This is a genomic window from Bifidobacterium gallicum DSM 20093 = LMG 11596, assembly GCF_000741205.1.
GTDB classification, from domain to species: Bacteria; Actinomycetota; Actinomycetes; order Actinomycetales; family Bifidobacteriaceae; genus Bifidobacterium; species Bifidobacterium gallicum.
The window spans coordinates 199081-225929 of sequence record NZ_JGYW01000002.1 but is presented as its reverse complement, the minus strand read 5'-3'; the positions used below and the strand labels follow the sequence as shown (position 1 = coordinate 225929).

Here is a 26849-nt window from a genome sequence, read left to right as displayed (position 1 = left end):
GACCATGCTGCAGGCGGCATTGCCATGCCGCTGGACGTGCCAGAAACGCGAACATCAGGTTGCTATGCAATGCCATGTACATGATTGCAGAAATATCAAAAGCACAATAGAGGAACTACGGAGGTGACGGGTATGAGTGACAACGATGGAGCCGCGCAACAACCGCAAGAAGCGCGCACGGATGAACTCGTGCGGCGACTGCGCGCGCACATTCGTGACAACGGATTCATGCCCGGTGAAAAAGTGAGTTCTGAACGGGCACTGGCTGAGCGTTACGGCATTTCAAGAGCCCAACTACGTCGCGCGTTGGCCGTGCTCGAATCACAACGTGAGATTGTGCGGCGCATCGGACGTGGCGGCGGCATCGTAGTGGCCGACGGCAAGCTCGAACGCAACCTCAACACGGCTGAATCGCTACCCGAAATCGCGCGTCGACAAGGATGGATGCTGACGTCCAAGCCGCTCACCTCGGCGCTGATTGCCGCTGACCAGTCGGATGTGCGGCTGTTGCGGTTGGGTGATGGGCGGCACACGGTGCTGTCGATGACGCGTCTGCGGCTGCTCGATGGCGAACCGTTGAGCGTTGAGGAAAACCACCTGCCGGCGCAACTGTTTCCAGGCTTTGCCCAACTTGATTTGACGCGGCCGTTCTACGCGCTGTTTGCCGAACACTACGGCCTGCGTGTGCACGCCGTGGACGAAACGCTCGAATGCGTGACGGCTGGCGCGCGCGAGTCGAAGCTGCTCAACGTGACTCCAGGTACCTGCCTGCTGAAAATCCATCGACTCGCCTACGCGCCCGATGGCACGCCACTCGAACGGGCGAGTGATATCTACCGCGCCGACCGCGTACGCGTCACGATGCACCACTCGGGCTACCTGCGCCTGTCCGCCACCAAAACAGCGCCCGACCCTGACGCGTTCCCACCCGCTGTCCCCCTGTCTCCTCCCATCTCCCGCACGTAAGCCAGTTACGTTACGTGCGGGGAAAGGCAACGTGAATCCCTTTATTTTCAAGGGGTGCGCTGTAACTCGCTTACGTGCGGGATGGCAGTCGCTTCTTTCTCCCGCACGTAAGCCAGTTACGTTATGTGCGGGGAGGGCGGTAGCTGGAATCCTGCTGGAATCCTGAGAAGGTCCGTGATGAAAATCATTCTTATCCTCCCGCACGTAACGCAATTACGTTACGTGCGGCAAGGGGTCTTCGCGCAGATAGGTGACGGAAATTATTTCTATATTCTCTGATATTTTCTACTCCCGCATCTAAGCTAGTTGCGTGACGTGCAGCAGGGTGACGCCTGGGATGATGGAGTCCTGTGCCGAGGGCTAGGATGAATTGTCGAGCTCTCCCTTCCAGCCTCCCGCACGTAAGCCAGTTGCGTTACGTGCGGGGAAAGGCAACGTGAATCCCTTTATTTCCAAGGAGTGTACCATAACTCGCTTACGTGCGGGATGGGTGGCCTGATTCTTCCTCCGGCACGTAACGTAACTGGCTTACGTGCGGGAAGGCGGGGTAAATTCCTTTATTTCCAAGGGATACACAGTAACTCGCTTACGTGCGGGAGGGTGCCCGACTTTTCTTCCCGCACGTAAGCTAGTTGCGTTACGTGCGGGAGAGGGGTGGGGAGAGGTGGATGTTGGGTGGGGGAGTGAGGGGTGTGGAATATCACTATAGAATTGTGAAATATATAAGGATTATTATTTCTGCTTTTCCATGAATAGCTGTCATGTGCCTCGTGGGTATGCCGGGGATTTGAACGCGACTGGAGAAACCGGCGATGGTAAAGGTGAGGATTGCGCGTAGAGAGGATGAGGGGCATATCCCTCTTGAAGCGGCATTGCTAGCATGGTTGTATTTGGGGAGAGATGAGTGGGAACTGAGGCACAGTCAAGAGGAGGTCCGGTGGGACGAACATTGCGGTTCCGCAAGGATGGGACGTTTAGGGTGTTGCAGCTGGCCGATATCCAGGATGGTCCGGTGGTCAGCCCAGATACAATCCGCCTGATTGATGAAGCCATTGCACAAGCGGATCCTGATCTGGTGGTGCTGACTGGAGATCAGATTCGCGGATACGATCCGGCGTTTGCTGAATATTATGTGAACCGGCAAGGGGATACGCCGGGCACCGCGCAGCCGGTGGGCTCGCGGATTGAACGATGGTTGACGCGCGGATATGGCGACGTGCGCACGCAATGGTGGCGGCGTGTGAATGTGCCCGATGCCGATGGCCAGGATGCGCATGACCGCGCGACGCAAAAGGTGCGGGCCACGATTGACGCATTTCTTGAACCGATTGTGCGACGCGGCATACCGTTCGCCGTGACCTACGGCAATCATGATTTCCAATGCGGATTGACACTTGACGAGCAGGATGCGATATATCGTTCGTATGAGGGATGTATGAATCCGCCCACGCCCGTGGCGGCTGCGCCGCCGAATGCTGAGGATTCGCCCTCGCGGGAAACGCGTGGGGATGACGGGAGCCATGCAGTGCCTCGCCGTATTGATCGCTCGACTATGGGCACTATGGGCACATGGTTGGCGCATGCTGCTGTTTCGCGTTTTTCTTCATTGAGACGCAAAGTCAACCAGCAAGTCGTGCATCAATGGAACCGGCTTACGGGGCAGCACGAGGGCGATCCGCTGAGCTATGAATCAGGTACGTTTGCCGTGCCGATTGAAGCCTCACGAGGTGACGGCCACGCGATGGCCGTGGTGCTTGTCAATTCGGGTGATTATGAACCGGGTGGCGGCTATGGGTCACCTTCACAGGGTGCGGTGGCCTGGTTGGGTTCGGCAATGGATGCTTTGTCCCACAATCGCCCCGGCCGGTTGCCAGCGATTGCATTTCAGCATATTCCGGCGCCGGAAATTTATGACTGTTTGAAACCGGTTTCACGATTCACTGCAAACGGTATCCGTGGGTATCGCAAGTTTTCTGACCGTGTGTTTGTGGTGAACCGACGGTTGTGCCGTCCTGGATCGACGATGTCGGAGCGGCCATGCTGCGGCGAAACCAACACGGGCGAAGTGCAGGCGATGCGTCAGGCTGGCGGTTATTTTGCGCTGTTTGCCGGTCATGACCATTCCAATACGTTTATTGGTGATATTGGCAATTTTGAGCTCGGATATGCGCCGACTGCCGGATTCACTTCATATGGTCCCAAAGCCGCCGACCGAGCCTTGCGTCTGTTCGTGTTCCATGAACACAATCCGGCCAACTATGAGACGAAGTTGCTCACCTATGGTGATTTGGTTGGACATATGCCTACCAGGCCGATGCGCGTGCTGTTTGGCGAAACCATGGTCGCTGATTTGAGTTCTATCGGCAATTGGTTGCGCAATGCCAAAGTGCGTGCCGTGCTGGGCGCTGCGGCCACATTCTTTGTTTCATCGCGATTGTTGCGCTGGATTGGCAAACGGCACGGGTAGTCACGTAAGGCAGAGACGGAGTTTCACCGAGTAACGCTCCGCAGAAAGAAGCTCTGCGAGGCGCCGCCTCGCCCGTAGACCGCCGTGTGGCGGCAATCATCGGGAACGTCCTAGAACGTCAGCAATCCAAAGAACGCCGCCATGAACATCATGATCAGCGCACACAGGATGACCGAGCAAATGATGAACCAATGCGTGCTCAGAATGTGCTTCGCATGGTGTGCGGGCTCACCCGGCAGATGGAATGTCGTCTTATGCAGCAGGATGCGCATGACCATGAACGAGAACACAAGAATGGTCAATATCGTGATGACTTGCAGCACCCCCCACCAGATATGCAGCTGATCGACATGGTCTTGCAAGTTGAGCGCACTGTCCATGGCGAACGCGAAGTATGCGATGAACCCTACCGTCAGCATGACGGAGAGCAGCATGGTAGTCATGACCAAGGCTTTGGTAGATCCCGAAACACGCCGGGGTCGCTTGAGTGAGGGAACATGCACTTTCTTGCAAGGTTTGTTCGCTGCCTTGGCGTCTGCGCTAGTGTTGGATGCGGCAGTGCTGACGCCTGGGGCATCCTCAACGTCTGTCGCCCAACGGCCTTCCACGAGCTGGCGTTCCACTTGACGGATCTTGCGGATACGAACGGCGTTGACGATGCCGCCAATAATCCACGACACCAGCGAGCATGCGCACAGGATCAGTTCAAGCGCACCAAGAATCAGAATCACGTTGAGTGACGTGATCAAGCCCGGCTTGGTTGATGATGGGGCGGCCCACTCCTGGAACGGTTGGACGCCTGCAATCTGTGGTGTTGCCCAATCGTCAGCCGTGGTGCCTGCTGCCACGGCATTCACCCAGTCCTCAAGATTGTGCGTGTAATGCTGCTCAAGTGGCAGTCCCGGTTTGGACAGCATCGATCCGGTACGCATCTGATGATTGGTCGGATAATAGCGTACGAGAATGTTGCGGTTGCCGATTTTTTCGCCGTTGAACAGCAGCTTCTCCGCGCCCTGTTCCACCGGCATGGCGGGATCTTTGGTGCCATAGTTCACCAGCAACGGCATCGTTAAGTATGGCAGGTATTTTTTGGCATCAAAATTTGCGTAGTTCAAGTCAAGCATGCCGAAATTCATGCTCGTTACTTTGGGCACCACACCGATTACGGCGGAAGGTGCGCCGGCGATATGCAAATAAGCCGTGGCGGCCATGGCTATTTGTTGGCGCGGAGACACCACGGGTGGGGAGGTCAGCACTGCGAACGCAAGTGACGGGTCGATGGACGCCATGACTGACGTAATCCAGGTGCCTTCCGATTCGGCGTAGACACCGACCTTATTTTTGTCAACTCCCGCCACCGTGCGCAAATGGTTGACGCCCGTCAAATAATCATGGGCCATGGCCGTATAGTCACGGTGCAATGGCGTGTAATTGTCAAGTGCTTTGTCTTGCACGAGTGTCGTGATACCGGCCGACGCCATCGCGTTGGCCAAGTCGGCATAGACTTCCTCGGCTTTTCCGGTTCCCGCGCCGTGCACGAATTCCACGGCCGGCCTGCCTTGGGGTGCACCGATAGGTTCGCGCACAATCGCCGTGACGCGCTCGCCTCCCGATACGGTCAGTTTCAGCTTCGTGGTCTTGACTTGATAGGTTCCTTCCTGAGGTGTATTCAGGTTCTTCGCGCGAATCGCCGTGTCGCGGTCCGTCACCGACAGGTGGGTGGCTAGTGGCTGCACTTTCCAAGGAGGCGTCATCGCCGCAGATAGCACGCTCAGTACTGCGAACAGCACAATGGCGAGTCCCACAGCGCACGCGAAAGGCTTCAACCTGTTTTGGGAAGTACTCACTCGACGACCTATCTATATGTCCATATGGTTTGCCGCTCCCAGATTCCGCTGGATTCCGTCGGCGCACACGAAACAGTGCGCAACGTGGGGAACGGTTACGGCAAAAAGTTGGGTTATGGTTCGAGTGTAAAGGATAGTGCGCCAAGATAAAGCAGTCCGCGAACACAGAAAGAACGGCGATACTCCAATCGCGTGACTGTTCGCGTTTTCACAGGGGGGTAGCGCTTCGAGTTCGGGGTTATCAACGCCGTTATTTCGGGGGTATCTGCCCCGATGCCCCCGAACAGTTGCGTATACTTTCGCTGCCCGCCGCCATGGCTAGAGGATGGGGCCGGTGTCGCGTGTCGTCATTGCTGTTGCGCGGCTTCCGCGTCGGGGAGGTCGTCATATCCGGAAAGCTGCACAGTGTTGCGGATCGTCATTTCGGTCAAATTCTTATGATCGCTCTGCAAGGTGTCCACAAAATGAGCATAACGATCAATTGTTCGTGGACTATATGTGCTGAGTTCGCCACGCAAGTATGTTTCAAACGATGTTCCGGCAGCGCTATCTTCGTCCGTTGTCAACACGCGCATGGCGTTGCCAAGATTCGGGTATTGCTTGCGAAATTGCCGTGCCCATGCTACTTGTACGGCAATCACATGTTCCTGCGTAGCTTGACGTTCCTCAGACAACGGTTGCAGGAACGGCTTGATTTCGCGCTCATAGATTTCCCGATCAGTGGACGCCATCATGCGCGCGTATTTTTCGGTCACGAGATTGCGCCCCTCGCGTTGCGCTTGTTCCAGGTCCGTCAAGTAGGAATCAAGCAACGGCTCAGGCCACGTCATGAACTGGCTCAAGCGCATGAGCTCGAACTGAGGACGGTCATTCTGGCATTGCGCCCGCCCCTCACGCCCTTGCGTGCGCTGGAACATCTGCCATTCCGTATCAATGATGCGCTGCTGCGTTTGCTCGCGTGCCATCGTGCTCCCTTCATCAGGTTTATTGTGATTTCTGTGGTGCACAAAAATCAAAAAATATCAACGAGTATTGTGGATGCTGTGTAGTGAGGAATCGGACGAACCGATATGCTCCTCAACATACGGACGTTGCCATTCCAGGAACGTGTGTGAACTTGACGTCAACCCAAGTGCAAGCAACGCCCGCGTGACGTGGCTGCAAATCGTGTCAACGAGCTCGGCGACGCGGGAACGGGCGGTCTTGTTGGACGTGCCGCACGCTGGGGACGCCAGCGCGAGCAGCTCTTCAAGATCCGCACACACGTCGTCAAGCACCATCGCGGGGCGACGGCTCAAACGACGCAGCGCCGCAAACTGCCATTTGTAATACGGCATGTAACCCGCACGAATGGGTTCGTTAAGCAAAAACACAAGCGAACAGACGGCGTTGACAAACTCGGTGATGCACAACATTGCAGCGGCCGCATCCTCACGGGCCCATATGCGAGTCAGATTGGCCTGACCGGCCTGACCCGCCATGCCAAGCCGGCGTGAAACAAGCGAAAGCCGCACGTCATCCGGCATGAGCAGGAACCCTTGGCGCGTCTTGGAAAACAAGCCGAGCGGATCGGCGAACACTCGACCGTTCGTGGCGGCGGCCAATGTCGGCTCGTCAAGCATGAGCCACAAGTGCGGCTCGTGAGCGCCTGGCGCCTGCGGCAAGCCCGTGATCGACTCGAAGAACCGCGGCACCGAAAACACACCATCGCGCCGCTGCTCACCGCGCGCACGAATCGAGCGCACCATGCCAAGCTCCTCCTCGGATTTCAGCTCTTTCAGCTCTTTCAGCGAGTTATCCGGCAACGCGCCCTGCAGATTCTCCTCCCGCACGTAACGCAACTGGCTTACGTGCGAAGAGGTTGGGGTCGGGGAAGTTGCGGGCTCGGCGTTGGAATCTTCCTGATTTTCCTCCCGCACGTAACGCAACTGGCTTACGTGCGGGGAAGGGTGTTGGGATTGCAGATAGGCGAGTTGGCAGCGTCCGTATGCGGTTTGCAGCTGACTGCCGTATTGGGCGTAATCGTCGGGGGTGAGCCACAGGCAGACGCGCGCGAAGAAATCGTGGTCTTCGGAAATCGCGTCGTCGAATCCGTAACATTCGGAACCGTGTCCAACGAGACCGGCGGCAACACGCGGCAGCAACTCGGGAAACTCGCTAGCGATCATCGGTTTGACGGCTTCGGTCCAAAACGCGTGCGCCAGTTCCATGCCGGTGCGCCGTTCCCGTGGCTGCGATGACGAGGACTCAGAGAGGCGCCCCAACGGGGAACTCGCTGCAGGTTGCGATGAAGCGGATGTATCTGCCACTGACTGGAACGCTCGTGCTGCGGACGTTACTGGGGGTGTCTGCGGGACTTGAGTGGCCTGTGTTGTTTGCGTTTCCGGTGTTTCCTGTGTTCCTTGTGTTCCCTGTGATGTCTGGGCCGTCTGCGCGGCGCGACGCGGGGGTGTCGTTTGAGTTGCTGACTCTACGTCGTCCGAAGCGGCATTCGGCAGCTCGTTTGACGACTCTGCCGATTCCTCACCCGATACCGCAGCTGCTTGCTCATCCGGTTTTCTGGAATCGAGACGGGACTGCTGGACCGCCAACTGTTCAATCTGCTGCACGTAATCGCGAAACTCTTGCGTGCGCGGCGAGTGCTCACCATAATTCAGTGCGAGAATCCGCACGGCATGCTTGAGCGGCTCCACAGCTTCCCTCGCCTGACCCAGTGCTACTTCAATATTAGCGTAGGCAATCAGCGCGGCCGCCGCATGACCGTCGTCGCCATGACCGGAACGCTCATAGATGTCAAGTGCCTGGCGTGCATACTCGAGTGCGCGACGCAATGGTGGGGTATGTGCGCAATTATTTGCGGAGTTGACAGCATTATTTTTGGCAGCATTATTATTTTCGTCGACGCCAGCTGCAGCTTTACCAGTCGTCTCAGCCGGTACGCTCGCCTGAGGGTCGGCGCTTGTCTGAAAATCGGCGCTCGCTTGAGGACCGGTGTTGGTCTGAGCCGCAGCGCTCGTTCCGGTTGCAGCGCTCGCATCAGCCCTTTCCTTTATCTGCGCGATCGGTTGTGCTTCCTCTTCGGGCGGCGTGGACGCAGGCTGCCGAGTCGTATCTTGAGCGTCTTCGTGAACGTCTTCTTGCGTAGCAATGGCCTGCCAGGTTTGCGCCAAATTGGTCAGCGTTGAAGCGATGTCCAAATCCGTTGATGGATTTGGAGAGCACTGCCGCATGATTTGCAACGCCTGCTCGAGTTCATCGCGAGCCTGGACCGGACTCCCGGTTTCCATGAACAGCATCGAACGGTTGTTATGCAGCGCCGCAAGGTTGCGGTCCGTAGGCCCGTAAGCTTGTTTGGCCGCGTCAAGGGCCTGATTATAAAGATCTTCCGCTTGGTCGTAGTGTTTGGCGGCGCGCATGGCCGTCGCGGCATTCACGAGTGTGGTGGCCCAAGCAGCCGTGCCCAGCAACCCCATGCGTACAGCCAGTTCGATTGCGCGCTGCACGACCCACTGATTATCCTCGTGACGTTCCTGCGAACGGTAAAACCCCATCGTTTCGTTGAGCACGCTCAGCAATCCCGCTTGATCGCCAGCGTTCTCAGCATCAATCATCGATTGCTGCAGAAAGTCGTCCACCTGTTCAGGTGAGGCGTGCCGGGCAAACAGGTCATCCAATTGAGTGGTGAAGCGTTCGGCATCAAACAGGTTGGACGTGGTAGGACGTTCGGTGTTATGCGCATCGTTCTCAGCGTGCTCATCGTTGTCCGCGTGCGCATCGTTCTCAGCATGCTCCTCGTTCCCGTCACACCAGGAGCGCAGCGCATCCCATTCGTTCGTTGCTGCCATATGAAGCCTCCTTTGGTCGGCATGGTACAGGTTGGTGGGTTGCTGGGCGCCGTCGGCTGGCATTCGCGCAATGATTGCGTTTGCAGTAGCGCTCGCAGCTGTGTTCGCGGCCAAAATACGGATATTTCGGGTTCAGATAATGCGCCGCACCGTGGCCCAACGAGTCAGTTCCGAACGGTTCGACAGCTGCAGTTTGCGCAGCACGGCACTCATGTGCGTTTCCACCGTTTTGACCGAAATGAACAGTTCCGCCGCCACCTCACGATAGGTGTAGCCGCGTGCAATCAATCGCATGACCTCCTGCTCACGTGACGAGAGTCGATCAAGCTCCTCATCCGCATTGACATCGTTGTCCGCGCCGGCAGCAGGGGCCCCTTGGAACGCTGAAAGTACGAACCCGGCCAGCTTCGGAGAAAACACGGCGTACCCTTCACTGACCTGGTGAATGGCCGCGACCAGATCGGTGGCATTGATTGTTTTGGTCACGTATCCTCGCGCTCCGGCACGGATTACGGCTCCCACATCTTGTGCTGAATCAGAAACTGACAGCGCGAGGAACGCCGTGTTCGGCGAGTATGACAACGCTTTCGTCAGTATCTCCGTGCCGCCACCGCCCTCACCGCCAGGCACGTGCACGTCAAGCAGCACCACATCCGGTTTGGTTTGCGCAATCATGGCCACTGACGAATCCACGTCACCCGCCTGCCCCACAATCGTGAACGCCGGCTGCAACGTGGCAATGACGCCGGCCCGGAACATTTCATGGTCATCCACAACCGCCACTCGAATATGGTTCGTATCCGGATGTTCACTCACGCCAGTCATAGCCGTTCTCCCATCACGTTTGCTGCTGTGCAAACGATTTTTGATTACTCGCACACTAGCATCGCGTCCCAACTCCCATGGCACCGCGATACTGTTTGAACATGAATGCCTAAGCCTTGTTCGCCCATAATGCCCCAATGGTAGTGTCAAAAGCATGGATATGCAGGAATCGCACGAAACTCACACTTCTGACGCCCCGAACACCAACGCGCAAGCCGCGTCGCCGCGGCGCTCGCTGATGGATGTGGATTCTTCGGTCATGCGCATGCCTGAGCATCTGTTGCAGCAGGAACGTGAAGAGGTGGCGGCTCGCGAGCGCAAGATGCGCATCCACCGCATGCTGTTCATTGGGGGCGCCATCATCGTCATTCTGGTGTGCCTCGTGTTGCTCGTTCTGCTGTAAGCGGCTCGCCATTACTCGGCGCCTCGTTATGGCTGCCCTGAGCAGCATGTGGTTCTTGGGCTGCGTCATGTTGCGTGGTCATCGGCATCGTCATGCGCACCTCGGTACCCCATTCGGGACGTGAAACGATTGTCACATTGCCGCCGCGGCGTTGCACGCGGCCGATGATGGATTCTCGAATGCCCAAACGACCTTCAGGAATATGTTGCGGATCGAAACCGTCACCATGGTCGCGCACGTCGATTTCCACAAGGTTTTCGCTGGCTTCGCAATACACGGCAATCGGTGGTTTGCCATGCGTGAGCGCGTTGACAATGGCTTGTGCGGCGGCATCAAGCAGCGCATCAGTCTGCTCGCTAGGTTGTGCATCTCCCACAGTGACCACATCCACGGCAACGCCATGCGTGTCTTCGGCTTCAGCCGCCACTTCACGTAATCCGGCACTCACGGAACGGTCGGAAGTGACACGTTCCTGATATAGCCAGTTACGCAATTCACGTTCTTGGGATCGGGCCAAGGATGCCACGTATCCCGCGTCATCGGCATGCGATTGGATGAGCACGAGCGTTTGCAACACACCGTCGTGCAGATGCGCTGTCATGTCGGCGCGTTCCTCTTCACGTTCTTTCAACGCGCGTTCCTCACCCAAATCGCGTATGAGCGATGACACCCAAGGGATTACTGCCGCTGCCACGCACAACACGAGTGCCAATCCGGTGATTACGCTGCGTAACAGCGGCACGGTTCCTGTGGTCAGTGCCGATTCGACCATGACGAGTGCATAACCGAGAAATACCAACGCCATGCCGATTACGGTGGTGGCCAAATGGCCGCCCGCTTGACGCAAGCGCATCCAGGGAATAGCAATGCCGGCCAGTGAGAGCACCACACACAGCACGGGCACGAGATTGCCTCCGGCCGACCACAGCAGCAATGCCACGAACAGGCATCCCACACCAATGGCGGCAATCGTCGCAGGTTTGGACGCGTGGCGGAACGCGTCGGACAAGGTTTGCGACGCCGATCCATGTGGTGCGTTATCGGTATAGGCCGTGATTTCGGTGTAATCGGGCGTTGTCGCAGTGCTGATGCCTGCGCCAGCGGTCTGATACGTGGGGTTGCCGGGTGAAGAAGCTCTCGCCTGCGCTGACTGGGGTGCAGTATACGGTCGGTTGCCTCGCGACAGCGGCGTTTGGGTGGAAACTGGGGATTGGGATTGGTAGGTATTGAGGCGTTGCGCTTGTTCTTCAGGATTGCCAGTAGGCACTAAAATCCACAACAGCACATAGCCGATGGCCCCGGCACCGGTGAATGCGCATAATGCCAGCGCAATTACACGAATCCATGCCACGGGCACGCCAAGATGCAAGGAGACACCACGGCACACACCTGCAATCCAGCGACCTCGCAACGGACGCAACAGCGGTAGTTTGGCTGCCGTGCGTGGATCAGGATGCCAAGTGGGGTCGTTGGATGTGGCAGTCGAGTCTGGTGCGGCCTGTTGGGCATATTCGCGGCCAGTCTCGGGTTGATATGGTGCGGCGGTAGTCATATCCCATATTCTTGCAGTTTCTTTGAGCAGTCGGTAGCGTGCAATATCACCTTTTGCCATCATGGTCAGGGTGCTTGGGGAGTGTAGCCGCTACGGATGGTTGGTGTTCACCGTAGGGGGTCGCGTTCGGGGGCATGCGTACAAATCAGGGAAAAGACAGGGTGTTCCCCGACCCATATTCCATCTCGGGGATGGTGCAATAAGACTATGAGCAATACAACGGTTCCACCACAGGGCAACGCTGGCGGTCCACAATACTCCGGGCAGTCGGGCCCTGCGCCTGTCTACAACTACAATCCTCAACAATCCGAACCGCCAACGTCGTCAAAGTTCTTCTCATGGATTCGTTCCAGCGGACTGGTGCGTCCGCGTGACCGCTGGGTCGCGGGTGTATGTGGAGCTGTGGCCCGTGAACTGGGTTGGAGCGTGACGCTCGTGCGAGTCCTCATGATTGTGACCTCGTTCATCGGAGGCCTTGGCCTGGTGTTCTATGCGTTGGGCTGGTTACTGCTGCCTGATGACAGTGATGGCAGCATTTTGCTCGAAGAGATGATTGCAGGCCGTTGGGATTGGCAATACATCGGTGTGGGCATCTGCTTGCTGCTGGCGGTCGGCACCATGTTCTCTGGATCACTCTTCATCTTCGGGCTAGGGTGGGGGCTGAACCTTACCGCGCTTCTGGTGGCGTCACTGCTGTTCTACCTGCTTGTGGAACGCGGTGTGAACCTGATGACTACGAACCATGTGCCAAATGCAGGAGCATCAGGCGCGCAAGCATACGCGCAGACCGCATATGCTGCAGCCGGTCCGCAACCGCAGTCACAACCGCAGCCGCAAGCCGCTCAACCATGTCCACAACCTGCATCGCCGCAGTCCCATCCAATCTCTACAGCTTCAGGAGCTCCATCCATGCCTGTTCCTCCTTCATCTGCAGGCGCCTCAGGCGCGGGCCGCACATCGCAAGGCCCCGCTGCTTCAGCACAACAACAACCGTATGTCTCGGGATACCAGCAGCGTGTGCCAGCTGGCGGTTACGCGGCGGCCATGCCGCCAACCGCACAGCCCGGGCCGCAACAGCCGTTCCCGCAGCAACCACCAGTGCAGCAAACCCCAGCCCAGCAGCCTGGTACGCCGAATGGCTATGTTCGTCCGCGCAAACCGCAAGTCATCCGTAAGCGCCGTAAGCCGGCCGGCCCGATTGTTGTGCTGATTGCTGTGGGCCTGATGTTTGTCGGCGCAGCCGTGTCGGCCATGATTGGCGAATCGTGGGAACCAATGGGAGCGTTGCGAGGCTGGACATTGGCTCTGGCATTGTGCTGCTGCATCCTTGGCGCAATCATGCTTGTGCTCGGCTGCATGGGTCGTCGCACTGGCGGACTGCATCCGTTTGTGTGGATTGCGATGATCACTTCATTCGTGCTGACCGTTACTTGTTGGGGATTCTCCTATGTGAATGCCTATACCAACGGAGTGAACGGAGTGCTGGATATGCAAATGAAAGCCTATGCCTCGCGCACCGTTGAAGGTGATGAGCATTGGGTGGTTGATCAGGCCGGGCTGCGCAAACTGGAACATGGCATCAACTTCAAAGGCCAAGGGTATGACAAGAGTTCCATCAATGTGGACTTGACAAAGCTCAAGGGCACCAAGCATACGGTGACGTTGAACAATGGCAAAGAAGCCACGTCGACCTGCCCCACTGGCGCGTTGAAGATGGCCGCTTCCAAAGTGCAAGTCGTGGTTACGGTGCCTCAAGGGTGTGCCACGAAGTTCACGCAACTGGGAGCCGTCGAAGACGATTATGAGGTTGTGGTGGATTCCATTGGTGGCGCCCATATTGAGGCCGCGTATGCGATGAATGGCACAGTCACAGTGGTCAGCAATGAGGGTTTCGACACGCTGGCCATGCAGGTGCCAGGATTGAGCGTGCACTGGGGTACTCCTGATGGGGGCACCGGTTGGACCGTGGGATCGGATGCGTATACACAAGCGCTCTGTACGGGCATCACTACCGATAGTGCTGAAAAAGTACACATCGATAGCACGGTCGCCAACAAATCCATGGCCAAGGATGTGCGCCAAGGCATCATGTGGCCTTGCGCAGTTGAGGCCGATCAGGCATCCTCCTCACCTGAACTCACGATTGCCGTTGCCGCCTTGTCCCACGCCTCGGTCGCTGTGCAAATCGACGGATATCCGCGCTCAAGCGTGCCCAATGCCGGCATGATCGGCATCCAGGGAGCACATGACGACGATGACGATGACGACGAAGATGAAGAATTCGATTTCGACATTGAGGACGAGGATGAGTGATCGCCATGGTCGATTCCAACAACGAACAGCGTGAAGCGGCAATCGATGCGCAAACGTCCTCATCTCAAGAATCCCTTACCATACCATCCGACCAATCGAAAGACTCGGCCATGAACCAGAACACTCACAATGACATTGTTCGCAATGAGGCATTGGAAAACGATACCGTCGAAACAGAAACGATGATGATTATTGACAACGGTGACGCCACTGACGCAGACACGGAAATCATTATGGAAACAACCATCGTGACAGAACCGCTTGAGCAAGCGGATGGCAACGATGGTGAGCAGACCACGCAACTCATGGGTGTGGACGAAACGTCAACCATCCAGCCGGAAGCTTGCGAACCGCAAGGCCAGAGCGTCCAAGCGGAAGCTCACAACCAGGGTGCTCAGGCTGAAGCGCAGCCAACACAACCGTCTGCGCCTCCTACTTGGCAGACGCAGCCGGCGCAGAGCGTACCCGTCTACCAAGTGGCCGCGCCACAGCAGGAACCGCGTGTTATTCAGCCCCAAGGGGCGAGCGCGGGAACGATTGTGCTGGCCATCATCATGCTCGTCATCGGTGGATTGGGTGTTTGGGTGGCCGTGCAATTCCCGAGCGGTGTGAATTGGATTGGCAATATTGACCATTTGGGTGTATGGATGCTGGCTGGACTGGGCGTCATACTGATCATTGGAGCCATTGCCGTTGCCATCACCCATGGTATGCGTGAGCGTGCCGATGCGGAAACGAACCCAGCCAACCGTTAACCCGCGAGACTCGCCGCGCGACTTCATACTGATGTCAGGAGCGTCTTTCAGCACTGTGTTCGCAGGCGCTGAAAGACGGTCTCGCGCTATGTATAACAGCGTTAGAGTGAGCCTATGACCACTCAAGTCAACCCCCAGGCCACGCATCTGTTCGAGGCCAACAATGTGAGCGGCCGCATGCCCTCGCCGGACGGTCCCCGCGTGATCTTTGAAAACCTGTCGTTTTACCTTGACGGTGGCGAGATTGTTGATATCACCGGAGCCTCGGGAGCCGGCAAATCCACGCTATTGACAGCGTTTGCGCGACTTAACGTGCATACAGACGGCACGTTCCTTATTGACGGCATCGATTCGACAACGATGTCACCCGAGCAATGGCGTGAACAAGTGTCGTACTTGCCGCAAACCTCCACGCTGATGGGGGAGAACGTGGCGCAAGCCATCCGTCTGCCCTTCACGTTCAAAGTTCGCGCCTCGGGAACCGGTAGCGCGCAGGAGAAACTGCCGGATGCCAAAATCCGTGCCACGTTGGATTCCGTCGGCTGCTCTGACATTGATCTGACGCGCAACCCGCGTGACCTTTCGGGCGGCCAAGCGGCGCGCGTGTCGCTCGTACGCACGTTGTTGACGAATCCCAAGGTGCTGCTGGCGGATGAAGTGGACGCGGGGCTCGACCCCGATAACGCGAATCTGGTGGGGGAAATCATGGCGAAAGCCGCCAAAACTGGCATGGGCATCGTGCGCATCCGTCACCGGGCCACCGACCACCGGGCCTCGCGCATGTATGAGCTTGCCAATGGTGCGTTGCAGCAAATTTCAGCCGCGGACGCGGCGCAAGGGGGCGAGGCATGAGCGGTACCGCATATACACAAATTGACGTATGGGGACTAGTGTTCGCCATGCTGATGGTCTGCGTGGCCGCAGGCATTTCGATGGCCATGAAACTTGGTGTGGGGCGCTCGCTCGTATGGAACTCCGTGCGTTCGATCGTGCAATTGCTGGCCATGGCCATTGTGATTGCCTATGTGATCAAACTCGACAACGCTTGGGTCACGATTGGCCTGATTTGCTTGATGGTGCTAGCCGCAACGGAAATCACGATGAACCGTGCCAAGGGTGTGCCAAGCGGCATGGCCGGTATTGTGCTGCTTTCGCTGGCCATCACGATGCTGTTGATGTTGACGTTGGTGGCCGAGGTCATTATTCGCCCGAAGAACTGGGCTGAACCAAGCCTGATCATTCCGTTGACAGGCATGCTGCTGGGCAATGCCGTGTCTGCTCTGGCGCTGGGATTGAGCCGGTTCTTCGACTCGATGCGTGAACGGGCGGACGATGTGCAAACGATGTTGGCTTTGGGGGCGTCCCCATGGGAAGCGGCGCGTCCGTCAATCCGCAATTCAGTCAAACTTGGTCTGTTGCCTTCCATCGCAAAACTGGAGACGTCGGGTATCGTCACGATTCCTGGCATGATGTCAGGTCAGATTATCTCCGGTGAAAACCCGTTTGACGCCGCGAAATACCAGTTCGTACTGTTGACGGCCATCGCAGCGCTCACGCTCGTGGCCGACGCGATCATCCTGTTGCTCGTGTACAAGCGCTGCTTCACCTCGTATGACCGGTACCTGGTGCCACCTCCTGCTCCTGCGCTGAGTTTCAAGACCATCGGCTCGATGTTCCGCAAAGCCACTCACCAACAACTGCTTGAGCATGGCACTGACGGCGCCTCCGCCAAGAAGCAGAGCAAGTAACGTCTCATCTCTGCCTTTTTCTGCTCTTCTCTGCTCGTCCCATCTCTTCGCTTCCTCTCGCCCGACTCGCGTCCTTCTGGCGTCCCTCTCCCGCACGTAAGCGAGTTACGTTACGTGCGGGAGGATAGGGCGGTCCATTCGTTCCGCACGTAAGCGAGTTACCTGTCAGGCCTTGTGCGACAAGGCTTTTCTTCTCCTCTGTTTTTCCCGCACGTAAGCGAGTTGCGTTTCACGAGGGTAAAAGCCGCCATATAGGTAGTTAAGAACTATTCCCAATTTGCCCACACCATTTCTCCCTCCCGCACGTAAGCCAGTTGCGTTACGTGCGGGAGACCGTCCTTCGCCGCACGTAAGCGAGTTACCTGTCAGGCCTTGTGGAATAAGGGTTTTCTTTCCCTTTCCTTTCCTTCTTCGCACGTAAGCGAGTTACGTTACGTGCGGGAGACCATCTTCTTCCCGCACGTAAGCGAGTTACCTGTCAGGCCTTGTGGAATAAGGGTTTTCTTTCCCTTTCCTCTCCTTCTTCGCATGTAAGTGAGTTGTCTGCCAAGTCTTGGGGAATGGAGGATTCTTCTCTTTTTCGCACGTAAGCGAATTACATTACGTGCGGGGTGTATGGATAGTTGAGAACGATTCCCAATTTGCTTATACCACTTTCCTTCTCGCACGTAAGCCAGTTGCGTTACGTGCGGGAGGTCGTCCTTCCCCGCACATAAGCGAGTTACTCGTCAGGCCTTGGAAAATAAGGCTTTCTTCTCTTTTCATCTCTTCCCCGCACGTAATGTAACTGGCTTACGTGCGGGAATGAGGGATGGGGAGTGGCGGCCGAATATGGAGAGAGGCGTGTGACGCTGACTGTCGCTGACCGCCCGGGTAACACTTATGGAAGTTGGGAGCGTGTCTCTGGGGCGTCAAGAAGATGGGTGGCGTTTGGGAAGGGATCGAGAAGATCGTACACAACAAAAAACCGGAAACCTTGTTGGTTTCCGGTTTTGATGGGTCGGGCTGGCGAGATTTGAACTCGCGGCCTCTTCGTCCCGAACGAAGCGCGCTACCAAGCTGCGCCACAGCCCGAATGCCTCATAGGCAACGTTGCATATATTACGCTTTTGTGGAGGAAGTGCAAATACGGCGTGTTGCGACTTGCCTAGCTGTTCGCACGCCGGCGGTAGACTGAACCGCATGGCTGAGAACAGTGAGCATGTGTGTGGTGCGAAGGATAGCGAAGCAACCACAGAAATCAATGAAATCAATGGAATGACAACAGAACCTGCAAATGCTGAAGGTGAGCAGAGCGTGCCGGTCATGACGACTGTGGAGCGCGCGGAACTGCTGCTGGCGCAAGACGAGGCGATCCGCGAGCGTATTGAAGCCGGCGCCACGCTGGACGAAGCGGTTGACCCGTCCAACAGCGAGTTTGGTCCGATGGGCCACCCCGAGCAGGTGCAGATGCGTGTGGCCAAGCGCGCGATGATGCTCAAGGATGGTGAGAACCCGTATCCTGTGACGCTCGATGTGACGGACACGATTGAGGACGTGCGCAAGAAGTATGACGGCAAGCTTGAGGCCGGTCAGGAGACGGACGACATCGTTGGCGTTGCCGGTCGTGTGCTGTTCATCCGTAACGCGGGTGGCTTGTGCTTCGTACAGCTGTCGGCTGGTGACGGCACGAAGATCCAGGGCATGCTGTCGAAGAAGGAGCTTGGTGCCGATTCGCTCAAGCGGTTCAAGCAGCTTGTCGATCTGGGTGACCATCTGTATCTCAAGGGCCGTGTCATCGCATCCAAGACGGGTGAGCTCTCCATTTTCGCCACCGAATGGGCCATTGCGGCGAAGGCTTTGCAACCGTTGCCAGCCCTGCATAAGGAGCTCAACGAGGATACGCGCACGCGCAAGCCGTATATCGGCATGATTGCTGATGAGAACATTCGCAACATGGTGCGTAACCGTTCCAAGGCTGTGTCGTCGTTGCGTCACACGTTTGAGGAGCACGGCTTCCTTGAGGTGGAAACGCCGATGTTGCAGACGATTCATGGTGGTGCTGCCGCCCGTCCGTTCACGACGCATATGAACGCGTTTGACCTGGACCTGTACATGCGCATCGCCCCTGAATTGTTCTTGAAGCGTTGCCTGGTCGGCGGCATTGACCGCGTGTTCGAGATTAACCGCGATTTCCGTAATGAAGGTGTGGATGCCACGCACGCTCCCGAGTTCACCATGGTGGAAGCCTACGAGGCATATGGCAACTATGACACCATTGCCAAGCTTACGAAGGAGCTGATTCAGAAGACGGCCATGGACGTGTTCGGTTCGCTCACGGTGACGCTGCTGGACGGCACTGAATACGATTTCGGTGGCGAATGGAAGCAAATCAGCATGTATGATTCGCTGTCCGAAGCGTTGGGTGAGCAGATCACGCCGGAAACATCGATGGAAACGCTCGCCAAGTTCGCTGACAAGCTTGGCGTGGAGCGCGATGAGGTGGAGAACCGCGGCAAGCTCGTGGAACATTTGTGGGAGCATTTCTACGAAGACAAGCTTTATGAGCCCACGTTCGTGCGCGACTTCCCTGTGGAGACGTCGCCGCTCGTCAAGGGGCACCGAACCAAGCCAGGCGTGGTGGAGAAGTGGGATCTGTATGTGCGCGGCTTCGAGCTGGCCACGGGTTACTCCGAGCTCAATGATCCGATTGTGCAGCGTGAACGTTTTGTTGAGCAGGCTAAGGCTGCGTTGGCGGGCGACGAGGAAGCGTGCGATATCGACGAGGACTTTCTGGAGGCGCTCGGCGTGGGCATGCCGCCCGCAGGTGGCATGGGCATGGGTATCGACCGTCTGCTGATTGCGCTGACAGGCGCCACAATCCGCGAGACGATCACGTTCCCGCTCGTCAAGCCGTTGGTGGGCTGATTTTATAACCTTGCGGGTACAGCAATTTCGCAAGGCTGAGCTGTTTATTTATTGTTCTGTATTTCCGCAGAACCTGTAAGGTGGCATTCCTAGCTGTCGGGAGTGCCACCTTTTCGTATGTGAGGTGGTGCCTTCGAAGGTGGCTGCGTAGCGTAGCTTGGCAGAAATATCAAGAACACTGCTGACGGAAGTGTCGCCGCGCGGAAGAACAACGATGTTCAGCAAGCTTTCAGGAGACTCTTCCTATCCTTGTGGCAAAGAGTGAGCCGATTCGCCGCCTTTCCAACCGTCAGCGCACTACAGTGGCACATAGATTGTGAGACGGATTCCAAGCCGGCGTGGCGCGCACTCGATGGTGACGTAAGAACCGGTCATATTTCGTCGTATGTCAAGGAGGGACCCATGGATCAGACATCCAACGAGACCAATGCAACAACCGGTGGGGCGCCGCGCGATGTTGCCAATTCCCAGCAGGCCGCCACAGCTACCCAACCCAACATTGTGGATGGCGTGCGCCAGCCGGTGATCAACGAGCAGCAACGTGCGCAGATTGACGAGGCTCCACTCATGGGCCAGCCTGGACCGCCACTGATGCCGCCGATTGAAACGCAGTTCCCAGGCGTGGACCAAGGTCTTCCGGGATTTGAACCACCAATCGCCGAATACGGTACGACTGCATTCGAAACGGCACAGGCGAGCCATCCGATTGATGATGAGGCTTCCCAAGCCCCTGTGGAAGGACCGCGCGAACAACAGCCCTTTCAAGCAAACCCGGCAGTGACAACGCAAGCCGCCGCTGGTCAGCCCGCTAGCGGGCCGTCAACGCCGCAGCAGGCGACGTATACGGCTGCGGACGCCGCTTTTGCCCCTAGCGCAAGTGCGCAGGGCGCGCCGGCTCCAGCAGCTGCGCAACCCGCACAACCGCAGCCGGCTGCGCAAATGCAGCAGATGCCACAAACACCCCAATCGCAAGGATTGGCGGCATCCGCAGTGCGCTCGGTCAAAGTGGGTCGCGTGGCGTTTGAAGTGTCGTTCCTGATCACGTTGGCGGGTGCGATTCTGGCGCTCATCGGCGTGTTTGTGCCGTATGTGGGCGTGAGTTTCTTGCGACAGACTCAGTGGGCGTCTCTCATGGACATCTCCACCACGGTGGCTTGGGTCATTCTTATTGTGCTTGTGGAAGTGGTGATTCTTTCCGCGTGCAAGGAAGGGTTCGCTGCGTTGATTTTGAACGCCAATCTGGCGGTGTTTGTAGTGTTCGTGGTGGCCAACGCGTCGTCAATGGCGAATGTGACGAATCAGAACGCATACATGTCGGCGCGTTATGGCGCGGCACCCTGGCTGCTGATCATCGGTGTCATCGTGATGATCATCGGCACCTTCATCATGTTCTACAACCAGCTCAACCGTAAGAATGCGGCCAAGGCTGCAGCGGCGGCTGCCGGTACGGGTGCAGCGGCTGTCAACGATGCTTTTGCACAGTCCGTGAGCAATTATTACAACAATGTACCCGTGAACACAGCGGCTGCCCAAGGCCCGAACGATGCCTATGCCGCTTCGGTTAGCGCGTACTACGTGGGCTCTGCGGCTCCGGCTGAGCCTGCACAGGACATGCCGGTCGACGCGCAAGCCCCGGCAGCTCCGGTGGTGCCCGCGGCTCCGGCTGCACCCGCTGCGCCCGCTGCCACTGGACAGGGCATGCCAAATCAGCCTGAGCAGTGAGTACGGCAAATAAGCGCAGTTGAAGGATGTGAATCCCGCAAACCTCTCAGAGGGCAGGAAGGCAATGCTTCCTGCCCTCTTTTTGCATGCGATGTATGCGAGGCATGCGATATACGATGCGGCGATGGGCGTAAGCTGCGGCAACCACAAATGCGCGACACGCCCGAATTGGTATCCTAATGCGGGGTGTCTGTGTTGACGAAGTGTCACCGCATATGTTTGGGTAGGGAATGAAGCATCACCGGACGTTAATCAATGATTGATGACACCCCATGGACGCTCAGAGAGGACGATGATGAACCCGAATCCCCAGCCTGGCGCGCCTATGCAGCAGCCGCAGTTTCCGCCGCAGCCTAATCCTGCGCCGGCACAACAGTACCGGGCCGCTCAGCCGCCCATGGCCGCCACGGCCGCTGCACCTGGTGCACAGCGGAAAACATTTGTGGACGTGATGGAAACACCGTTCGTGGAGAACAAGGCGATTCGGATCACCTACAATTCGCTGATTTCCTATCTCGGCGTGCTGATCATGCTGGTTGCCGTATGCCTGCCTTTCTTGAGTGCGGCATACCTCAGCGTGAATGTGACGCTGATTCAAAGCGTTATGGGATACATGCTGTTGCTTATGGCAATTGGTGCGGCGGTACTCGCCTCAGCTGCCAAGCAGGCTTTCGGCAACCTTGTGGTTTCCGCAGTGCTGACGCTGTCGGTCATACTGATGCTGGCGTTGCCCACGGTCGGCAACAGCGGCCGTGGCATTGGTGCCTGGCTCTTGATTCCTGCGGCAGTCGTTCCTTTATTTAGCGGCATTATGCAGTTCTTGGCGCAGATGAAGCGTGGTAAACAGGCAACTCCGGTCTCCCGACCATCCGCTCCTGCTGGTGTATCACCGGTGGCGTCGCCGCTGGCTGCGCCGGTACAGCCGGGTGGGCCAGGCCCTGCTCCCGCTATGCCACCTCAAGCCATGTCAGCTCCGCCAGCGTTCCCGGCACCGCCATCTGCGCAGCCGGCTCCGGCTGCACCCGCTGCTGCTCCCGGTTCAGCCATGCCTATGCCGGCGCCTTCTGCAATGCAGCCTGGTGGCAATCCTGCCGATGGTGCAGCTGGAGTATCGCATCCATATGGCACCCACTGATATTGTGCGTGGCGCGCGCTTGCGCACGTTACCGTTATCAGTTGCCGCCGTGGTGACTGGTGCGGGTTGCGCAGTCAACTGGCAGGGGCGCGTGCTGCTGTTCAACAATGTGCCAGACAGCGTTCTGGTGGCGTGGCGCAGCATGGTTTGGGTATTTCTTCTGTGTCTGGGCGTCGCTGTATTCCTCCAGATTGCGGCCAATTACATGAATGATTACTCGGATGGCATCCGTGGCACGGATGAGCATCGTGATGCCAACGCTCCTGCACGGCTTGTGGCATCCGGTGTGCCGGCACGCCAAGTGTTGGCGGCGGCGTTGGTGTCGGTGGCATTGGCGTGTTTATGCGGTCTGGGCGTCATCGCGCTTACCCAACGGTGGGTGTTGCTCGCGATTGGTGTGCTGTCAATCGCAGCCGCATGGTGGTATGTGGGCGGTCGTCATCCTTATGGGTACATGGGCTGGGGTGAGCCTGCTGCATTCCTGTTTTTTGGCCCGGTCGCGGTGCTTGGTACGCAGTATGCCATGTGTGGGGCAATATCCCAGTTTGGCGTGGTCGGGGCGGTGGCCATGGGGTTGAACTCGATGGCTGTGCTGTCGGTCAACAATTTGCGTGATGTGCAATCCGACACGAGCAGTGGCAAACGTACCTGGATGGTCATGTTTGGCACTGAACGTGGCGCTGTGGCGTTGTGCACGATGCTGGCGGTGTACGTGCTGTTGCTGATTATTCCTTGGATTGACGCAGTGCGCTCGATTGAAGTGATACCGTACGGCATGCCATTGGCAATAGGAGCCTGCGTTGGCACAGTGGGTACGGTAGCCATGGCTGCGATTGTCACTCGGCAAGTCGTGCATGGCCGCTTTGGCCGTGCGTTGATGATGTGCTCAGGCATGAGTTTGGTGTTTGCAGCCACGTACGTATGTCTTTCATGCATTGTGCTGTGAACCGTCGCAGTGGGGTGCGCGTAATGGAATCTGAGCATGCCATGTGCGCGTTATGCGGAAATATAAACATCGCATAACGGACGCAACATGAGTGGTTGCCGCATGTTTCGCAAGGTTTGTGCGGCCGTGACGGTAGACTGTGGAGCCATGACGTATAAATTGATTCTGCTCCGACATGGTCAGAGCGCATGGAATAAAACAAACCAGTTCACTGGCTGGGTCGACGTCCCGCTGACCGAGAAGGGCGTTGAGGAAGCCAAGAACGGCGGCCGCCTGCTCAAGGAAAAGGATGTCTTGCCAGACATCGTTTTCACGTCGCTGCTGCGCCGCTCCATCAACACGGCCAACATCGCTCTTGATGAAGCTGACCGTCTGTGGATCCCCGTGAAGCGCGATTGGCGTCTCAACGAGCGTCACTACGGCGCTCTGCAGGGCAAGAACAAGACTGAAATCCGCGAGGAATACGGCGATGAGAAGTTCATGCTGTGGCGCCGCTCCTACGGCACGCCGCCGCCGGAGATCGATCCGAACGACCAGTACGCCCAGAACAACGATCCGCGTTACGCGGGCGATCCGGTGCCGGAAGCCGAGTGCCTGGCCGACGTTGTCGCTCGCGTGACCCCCTACTGGGAAGCTGAAATTGTGCCGGAACTCAAGTCCGGCAAGACCGTGATGATTGCCGCTCACGGCAACTCGTTGCGCGCCATCGTCAAGATGCTCGACGGCCTGAGTGAAGAAGAGATCGCCAAGGTCAACATCCCGACGGCCATGCCGCTCGTGTACGAGCTTGATGATGATATGAAGCCGATCAAGAAGGGTGGCGAGTACCTCGATCCTGAGGCTGCCGCCGCCGGCGCTGCCGCTGTCGCAGCCCAGGGCCAGTCCAAGTGAATCTCAGTGATTGACTGCTGACTGCTGGCTTAGGTCACCCATCACTTGAGTGGCCAACTCACTTGAGTGATCAACGCTGAAGGAACCCACCTCCCTGGTGGGTTCCTTTATTTTTTCCTCCCGCACGTAAGCTAGTTGCGTTACGTGCGGGGAAGGGGTGACTCGCTTTCGGTTGTATTCCACACGTAACGTAACTGGCTTACGTGCGGGAGATGAGAGGCATCAATCGCGTCCTGTCCCGCACGTAACGCAATTGCCTTACGTGCGGGAGGGGAGTGGTACCCATCTCGGACTCTTCCGCACGTAACGTAACTGGCTTACGTGCGGGAATCTGAAGCAGGGCCTTCCCGCTCTTTCCGCACGTAACGCAACTGGCTTACGTGCGGGATGAGAGGAGACAATAGCGCGGGCGGCGAGGGAGGGCGAACGGAAATATTCCTGGGTATGCCGTCAACGGAACCCGGCAGTGAAGCCGTTATCGTGGGTAGCAACTTTTGTTTTTCTATTCTTCACCAATGAAAGAAGTGGAACATGAAAGCGTATGTTGTTGAAAACGCTACTGTTGATTCACTTGATCAGGTCAAGCTTGTCGAACTGGACAAGCCGCGGCTGGCTGTGGGGGAAGTGCTGGTCAAAGTGCATGCGACGGGGCTCAATCCTGTGGATTACAAGCTCGTGGAGGGGGGCAATTCCTCGTGGGCGTATCCGCATGTGCTCGGCCTTGATATGGCCGGCGAGATTGTCGAGCTTGGTGAGGGGGTCACGGATTGGTCGACGGGCATGCGCGTGTCGGGCCATCTGAATCTGACGAAAAATGGCTGCTTTGCTGAATATGTAAGTGTGCCGACTTATGAACTGGCCCAGATTCCGGAGAATGTGTCGTATGAGCAGGCGGCTGCCATGTTGTGCGGCGCGTTGACGGCGTATCAAACAATCAACCGCAAGCCGAACCTGAACAACGTGCATACGGTGCTCGTCCAGGCTGGTTCGGGTTCTGTGGGATCCTTGGCTGTTCAGTTCGCCAAACTGCACGGCTTGCGTGTGGCCACGACTTGTTCGACGGGCAAGGTTGATTTCACGTCACGCACGGGTGCGGATCTTATTATTGATTACAAGACGCAAAATGTTGCGCAAGAAGTGGAGGAATTTACTGACGGTCATGGCGTGGATCTCATCATTGATCCGGTTAGTGGAGCTGAGGCTGAGAGCGATTTCGACATGTTGGCTTACAACGGTCAGCTTGTCACCATTGTGGGTGTGCCGCCAGTAGATTCCAATCGAATGTTTGCAAACGCTTTCTCAATGGCTGTGGTCAATTTGGGTGGGGCTCACGAGTCAGGAAATCCGGAACAGAAGCGCGATTTGGGTCGCATGAACGCTGAGGTGCTCGAGCTTGTCTCCGACGGCAAAGTCGATCCTCTGCTCGGCGAGATTCTGCCGTTCGACCGTTTGATTGATGGGCTGCGCATGTTGAAGAATCATGAGAACATTGGCAAACTCGTTGTCAGTATCGCACAGTGATTGCCGGTTGTGCTGCAATCTGTTGCAGTAACGGAAATAGATAACAAGAAAGTGGGCCACTCGCTGAAGGAGTGACCCACTTTCTTGTTTCTTTATTTCTGAAAATTGCGGCAGATAACAAAGCTGTGCGCAGAGCGTGGTTCAGTCGATGTCGGTGCCCTCATCGCGCGACGGCTCCTTGCTCGGATCGAAACCGGACACGATATAAACCACACGGCGCGAAGCCGAAACGGCGTGGTCGCCGAGACGCTCCATGAACCGGCCGATCAACACAATGTCAACAACCTGTTGGCGTGTGCCCTCCCAATCCTCGGCGAGCGCGAGTTCGAATGTCTGCTTGTGGATGTTGTCGAGCTGGTCGTCGTCGCGGATGATCTGCTCGGCGACTTCCGTGTCGCGATCGGCCAGCATGATGACGAGACGGTCGGCTGTAATGTCCAGAAAATCCTGCATTTTGGCGAATAACGGCTGCGCGGCGGCGGGAAGTGGGGATTGCGGATAGGTGCGGCGCGCCGCCTCGGCGATATGACGGGCCAAATCTCCCATGCGTTCGAATGTGATAGCCAAACGCAGTGTGGCGACGATGACACGAAGGTCGGTGGCCACGGGATTTTGGCGAGCCAACAACCGAACGCACTGGTCGACGACGGAAGCGGATAGTGTATCAGTCTCGACGTCCATGTCGATGACCTGCTGGGCGACGTCCAAATCCTGCTGTAGCAGTGCCCGGCCGGCATCATGGATGGCGTCGCGCACATTGCGGACCAGGTGATCCAGATCGTCGGCCACGGCCTTGAGCTCTTCGTTAAACAGCACGCGCATCGGCTGCCTCCTCCATACGATTTCTCTACGATGACGTCAATGATTGTTGCCGAAAGAGCCTGGCTGTTCGGCGCTTTCGGTTGGTTGACGCGAGCAAACGTTGTCTGTATTCTCTTCACAGTCTAGAGGATGACGTTTCGCACGTGCCGCGTTAGGGGAGAATTCAGCGGAGAATTCGCCAATC

19 protein-coding genes and 1 tRNA gene are annotated in these 26849 nt (G+C 57.2%); 13 read left to right on the top strand and 7 right to left on the bottom strand.

The window, feature by feature from the left end; genetic code table 11:
* Nucleotides 1-132 precede the first annotated feature (132 nt).
* Both BGLCM_RS01740 and BGLCM_RS01735 read left to right on the top strand, forming a co-directional pair.
* The gene (locus tag BGLCM_RS01740) at nt 133-966 is read left to right on the top strand and encodes a GntR family transcriptional regulator (protein WP_006295212.1); all 834 of its coding nucleotides are present in this window, start codon (nt 133-135) and stop codon (nt 964-966) included.
* A gap of 937 nt (nt 967-1903) precedes the next feature.
* A complete protein-coding gene (locus BGLCM_RS01735; RefSeq protein ID WP_044084491.1) occupies nt 1904-3433 on the top strand; it encodes a metallophosphoesterase in 1530 nt (509 codons plus the stop codon).
* Between the two features lie 110 nt (nt 3434-3543).
* On the opposite strand, the gene BGLCM_RS01730 is transcribed toward BGLCM_RS01735, so the two are convergent.
* From BGLCM_RS01730 to BGLCM_RS01715, 4 genes are all read right to left on the bottom strand, one after another.
* A complete protein-coding gene (locus BGLCM_RS01730; protein ID WP_238548608.1) occupies nt 3544-5280 on the bottom strand; it encodes an alpha/beta hydrolase in 1737 nt (578 codons plus the stop codon).
* 347 nt (nt 5281-5627) lie between these two features.
* Nucleotides 5628-6245: a DUF4125 family protein gene (locus tag BGLCM_RS01725; RefSeq protein ID WP_006295208.1), complete on the bottom strand. Its 618-nt coding sequence runs from the start codon at nt 6243-6245 to the stop codon at nt 5628-5630.
* A gap of 57 nt (nt 6246-6302) precedes the next feature.
* The gene (locus tag BGLCM_RS08600; RefSeq protein WP_052295113.1) at nt 6303-9125 is read right to left on the bottom strand and encodes a DUF4037 domain-containing protein; all 2823 of its coding nucleotides are present in this window, start codon (nt 9123-9125) and stop codon (nt 6303-6305) included.
* Between the two features lie 132 nt (nt 9126-9257).
* Entirely contained in the window at nt 9258-9950 is a 693-nt protein-coding gene (locus BGLCM_RS01715; protein ID WP_006295205.1) for a LuxR C-terminal-related transcriptional regulator, read from the bottom strand.
* A gap of 154 nt (nt 9951-10104) precedes the next feature.
* Between BGLCM_RS01715 and BGLCM_RS01710 the strand changes: the two genes are divergently transcribed.
* A complete protein-coding gene (locus BGLCM_RS01710) occupies nt 10105-10353 on the top strand; it encodes a hypothetical protein (protein WP_006295204.1) in 249 nt (82 codons plus the stop codon).
* On the opposite strand, the gene BGLCM_RS01705 is transcribed toward BGLCM_RS01710, so the two are convergent.
* Complete coding sequence (locus tag BGLCM_RS01705) at nt 10316-11905, bottom strand: ATP-binding protein (protein WP_148401449.1); 1590 nt, start codon at nt 11903-11905, stop codon at nt 10316-10318. The genes BGLCM_RS01710 and BGLCM_RS01705 overlap by 38 nt on opposite strands.
* Before the next feature lie 207 nt (nt 11906-12112).
* Here BGLCM_RS01705 and BGLCM_RS01700 point away from each other — a divergent pair, with 207 nt between their 5' ends.
* From BGLCM_RS01700 to BGLCM_RS01685, 4 genes are all read left to right on the top strand, one after another.
* On the top strand, nt 12113-14218 hold the full coding sequence (locus BGLCM_RS01700; protein WP_044084490.1) for a PspC domain-containing protein: 2106 nt from the start codon (nt 12113-12115) through the stop codon (nt 14216-14218).
* Between the two features lie 5 nt (nt 14219-14223).
* Nucleotides 14224-14973 carry a hypothetical protein gene (locus BGLCM_RS01695; RefSeq protein ID WP_148401448.1) on the top strand — a complete coding sequence of 250 codons (750 nt, stop codon included), beginning with the start codon at nt 14224-14226 and terminating at the stop codon, nt 14971-14973.
* Nucleotides 14974-15087: 114 nt separating this feature from the next.
* Nucleotides 15088-15825: an ATP-binding cassette domain-containing protein gene (locus BGLCM_RS01690; protein ID WP_006295200.1), complete on the top strand. Its 738-nt coding sequence runs from the start codon at nt 15088-15090 to the stop codon at nt 15823-15825.
* Complete coding sequence (locus tag BGLCM_RS01685; RefSeq protein ID WP_006295199.1) at nt 15822-16721, top strand: ABC transporter permease; 900 nt, start codon at nt 15822-15824, stop codon at nt 16719-16721. The genes BGLCM_RS01690 and BGLCM_RS01685 overlap by 4 nt, the downstream gene beginning before the upstream one ends.
* Nucleotides 16722-17721: 1000 nt before the next feature.
* Here the strand turns inward: BGLCM_RS01685 and BGLCM_RS01680 are convergent.
* Nucleotides 17722-17795 (bottom strand) — tRNA-Pro (locus tag BGLCM_RS01680).
* A gap of 183 nt (nt 17796-17978) precedes the next feature.
* Between BGLCM_RS01680 and lysS the strand changes: the two genes are divergently transcribed.
* The 6 genes from lysS (at nt 17979) to BGLCM_RS01650 (ending at nt 25843) form a co-directional block, all read left to right on the top strand.
* Nucleotides 17979-19628: a lysine--tRNA ligase gene (lysS, locus tag BGLCM_RS01675; protein ID WP_044084576.1), complete on the top strand. Its 1650-nt coding sequence runs from the start codon at nt 17979-17981 to the stop codon at nt 19626-19628.
* Between the two features lie 402 nt (nt 19629-20030).
* Nucleotides 20031-21350 (top strand): hypothetical protein, encoded by a 1320-nt coding sequence (locus BGLCM_RS01670; protein WP_006295197.1) that lies wholly within the window; start codon nt 20031-20033, stop codon nt 21348-21350.
* Between the two features lie 292 nt (nt 21351-21642).
* Nucleotides 21643-22485 carry a hypothetical protein gene (locus tag BGLCM_RS01665; protein ID WP_006295196.1) on the top strand — a complete coding sequence of 281 codons (843 nt, stop codon included), beginning with the start codon at nt 21643-21645 and terminating at the stop codon, nt 22483-22485.
* Entirely contained in the window at nt 22472-23431 is a 960-nt protein-coding gene (gene menA / locus BGLCM_RS01660) for a 1,4-dihydroxy-2-naphthoate octaprenyltransferase (RefSeq protein WP_006295195.1), read from the top strand. Before BGLCM_RS01665 ends, menA begins: the two co-directional genes overlap by 14 nt.
* Nucleotides 23432-23578: 147 nt before the next feature.
* The gene (locus BGLCM_RS01655; RefSeq protein ID WP_044084489.1) at nt 23579-24322 is read left to right on the top strand and encodes a phosphoglyceromutase; all 744 of its coding nucleotides are present in this window, start codon (nt 23579-23581) and stop codon (nt 24320-24322) included.
* Nucleotides 24323-24853: 531 nt separating this feature from the next.
* A complete protein-coding gene (locus BGLCM_RS01650) occupies nt 24854-25843 on the top strand; it encodes a zinc-binding dehydrogenase (protein WP_006295193.1) in 990 nt (329 codons plus the stop codon).
* 141 nt (nt 25844-25984) lie between these two features.
* On the opposite strand, the gene phoU is transcribed toward BGLCM_RS01650, so the two are convergent.
* Nucleotides 25985-26665, bottom strand: a complete 681-nt coding sequence (phoU, locus tag BGLCM_RS01645) for a phosphate signaling complex protein PhoU (RefSeq protein WP_006295191.1) — start codon at nt 26663-26665, stop codon at nt 25985-25987.
* Between the last annotated feature and the right edge of the window lie 184 nt (nt 26666-26849).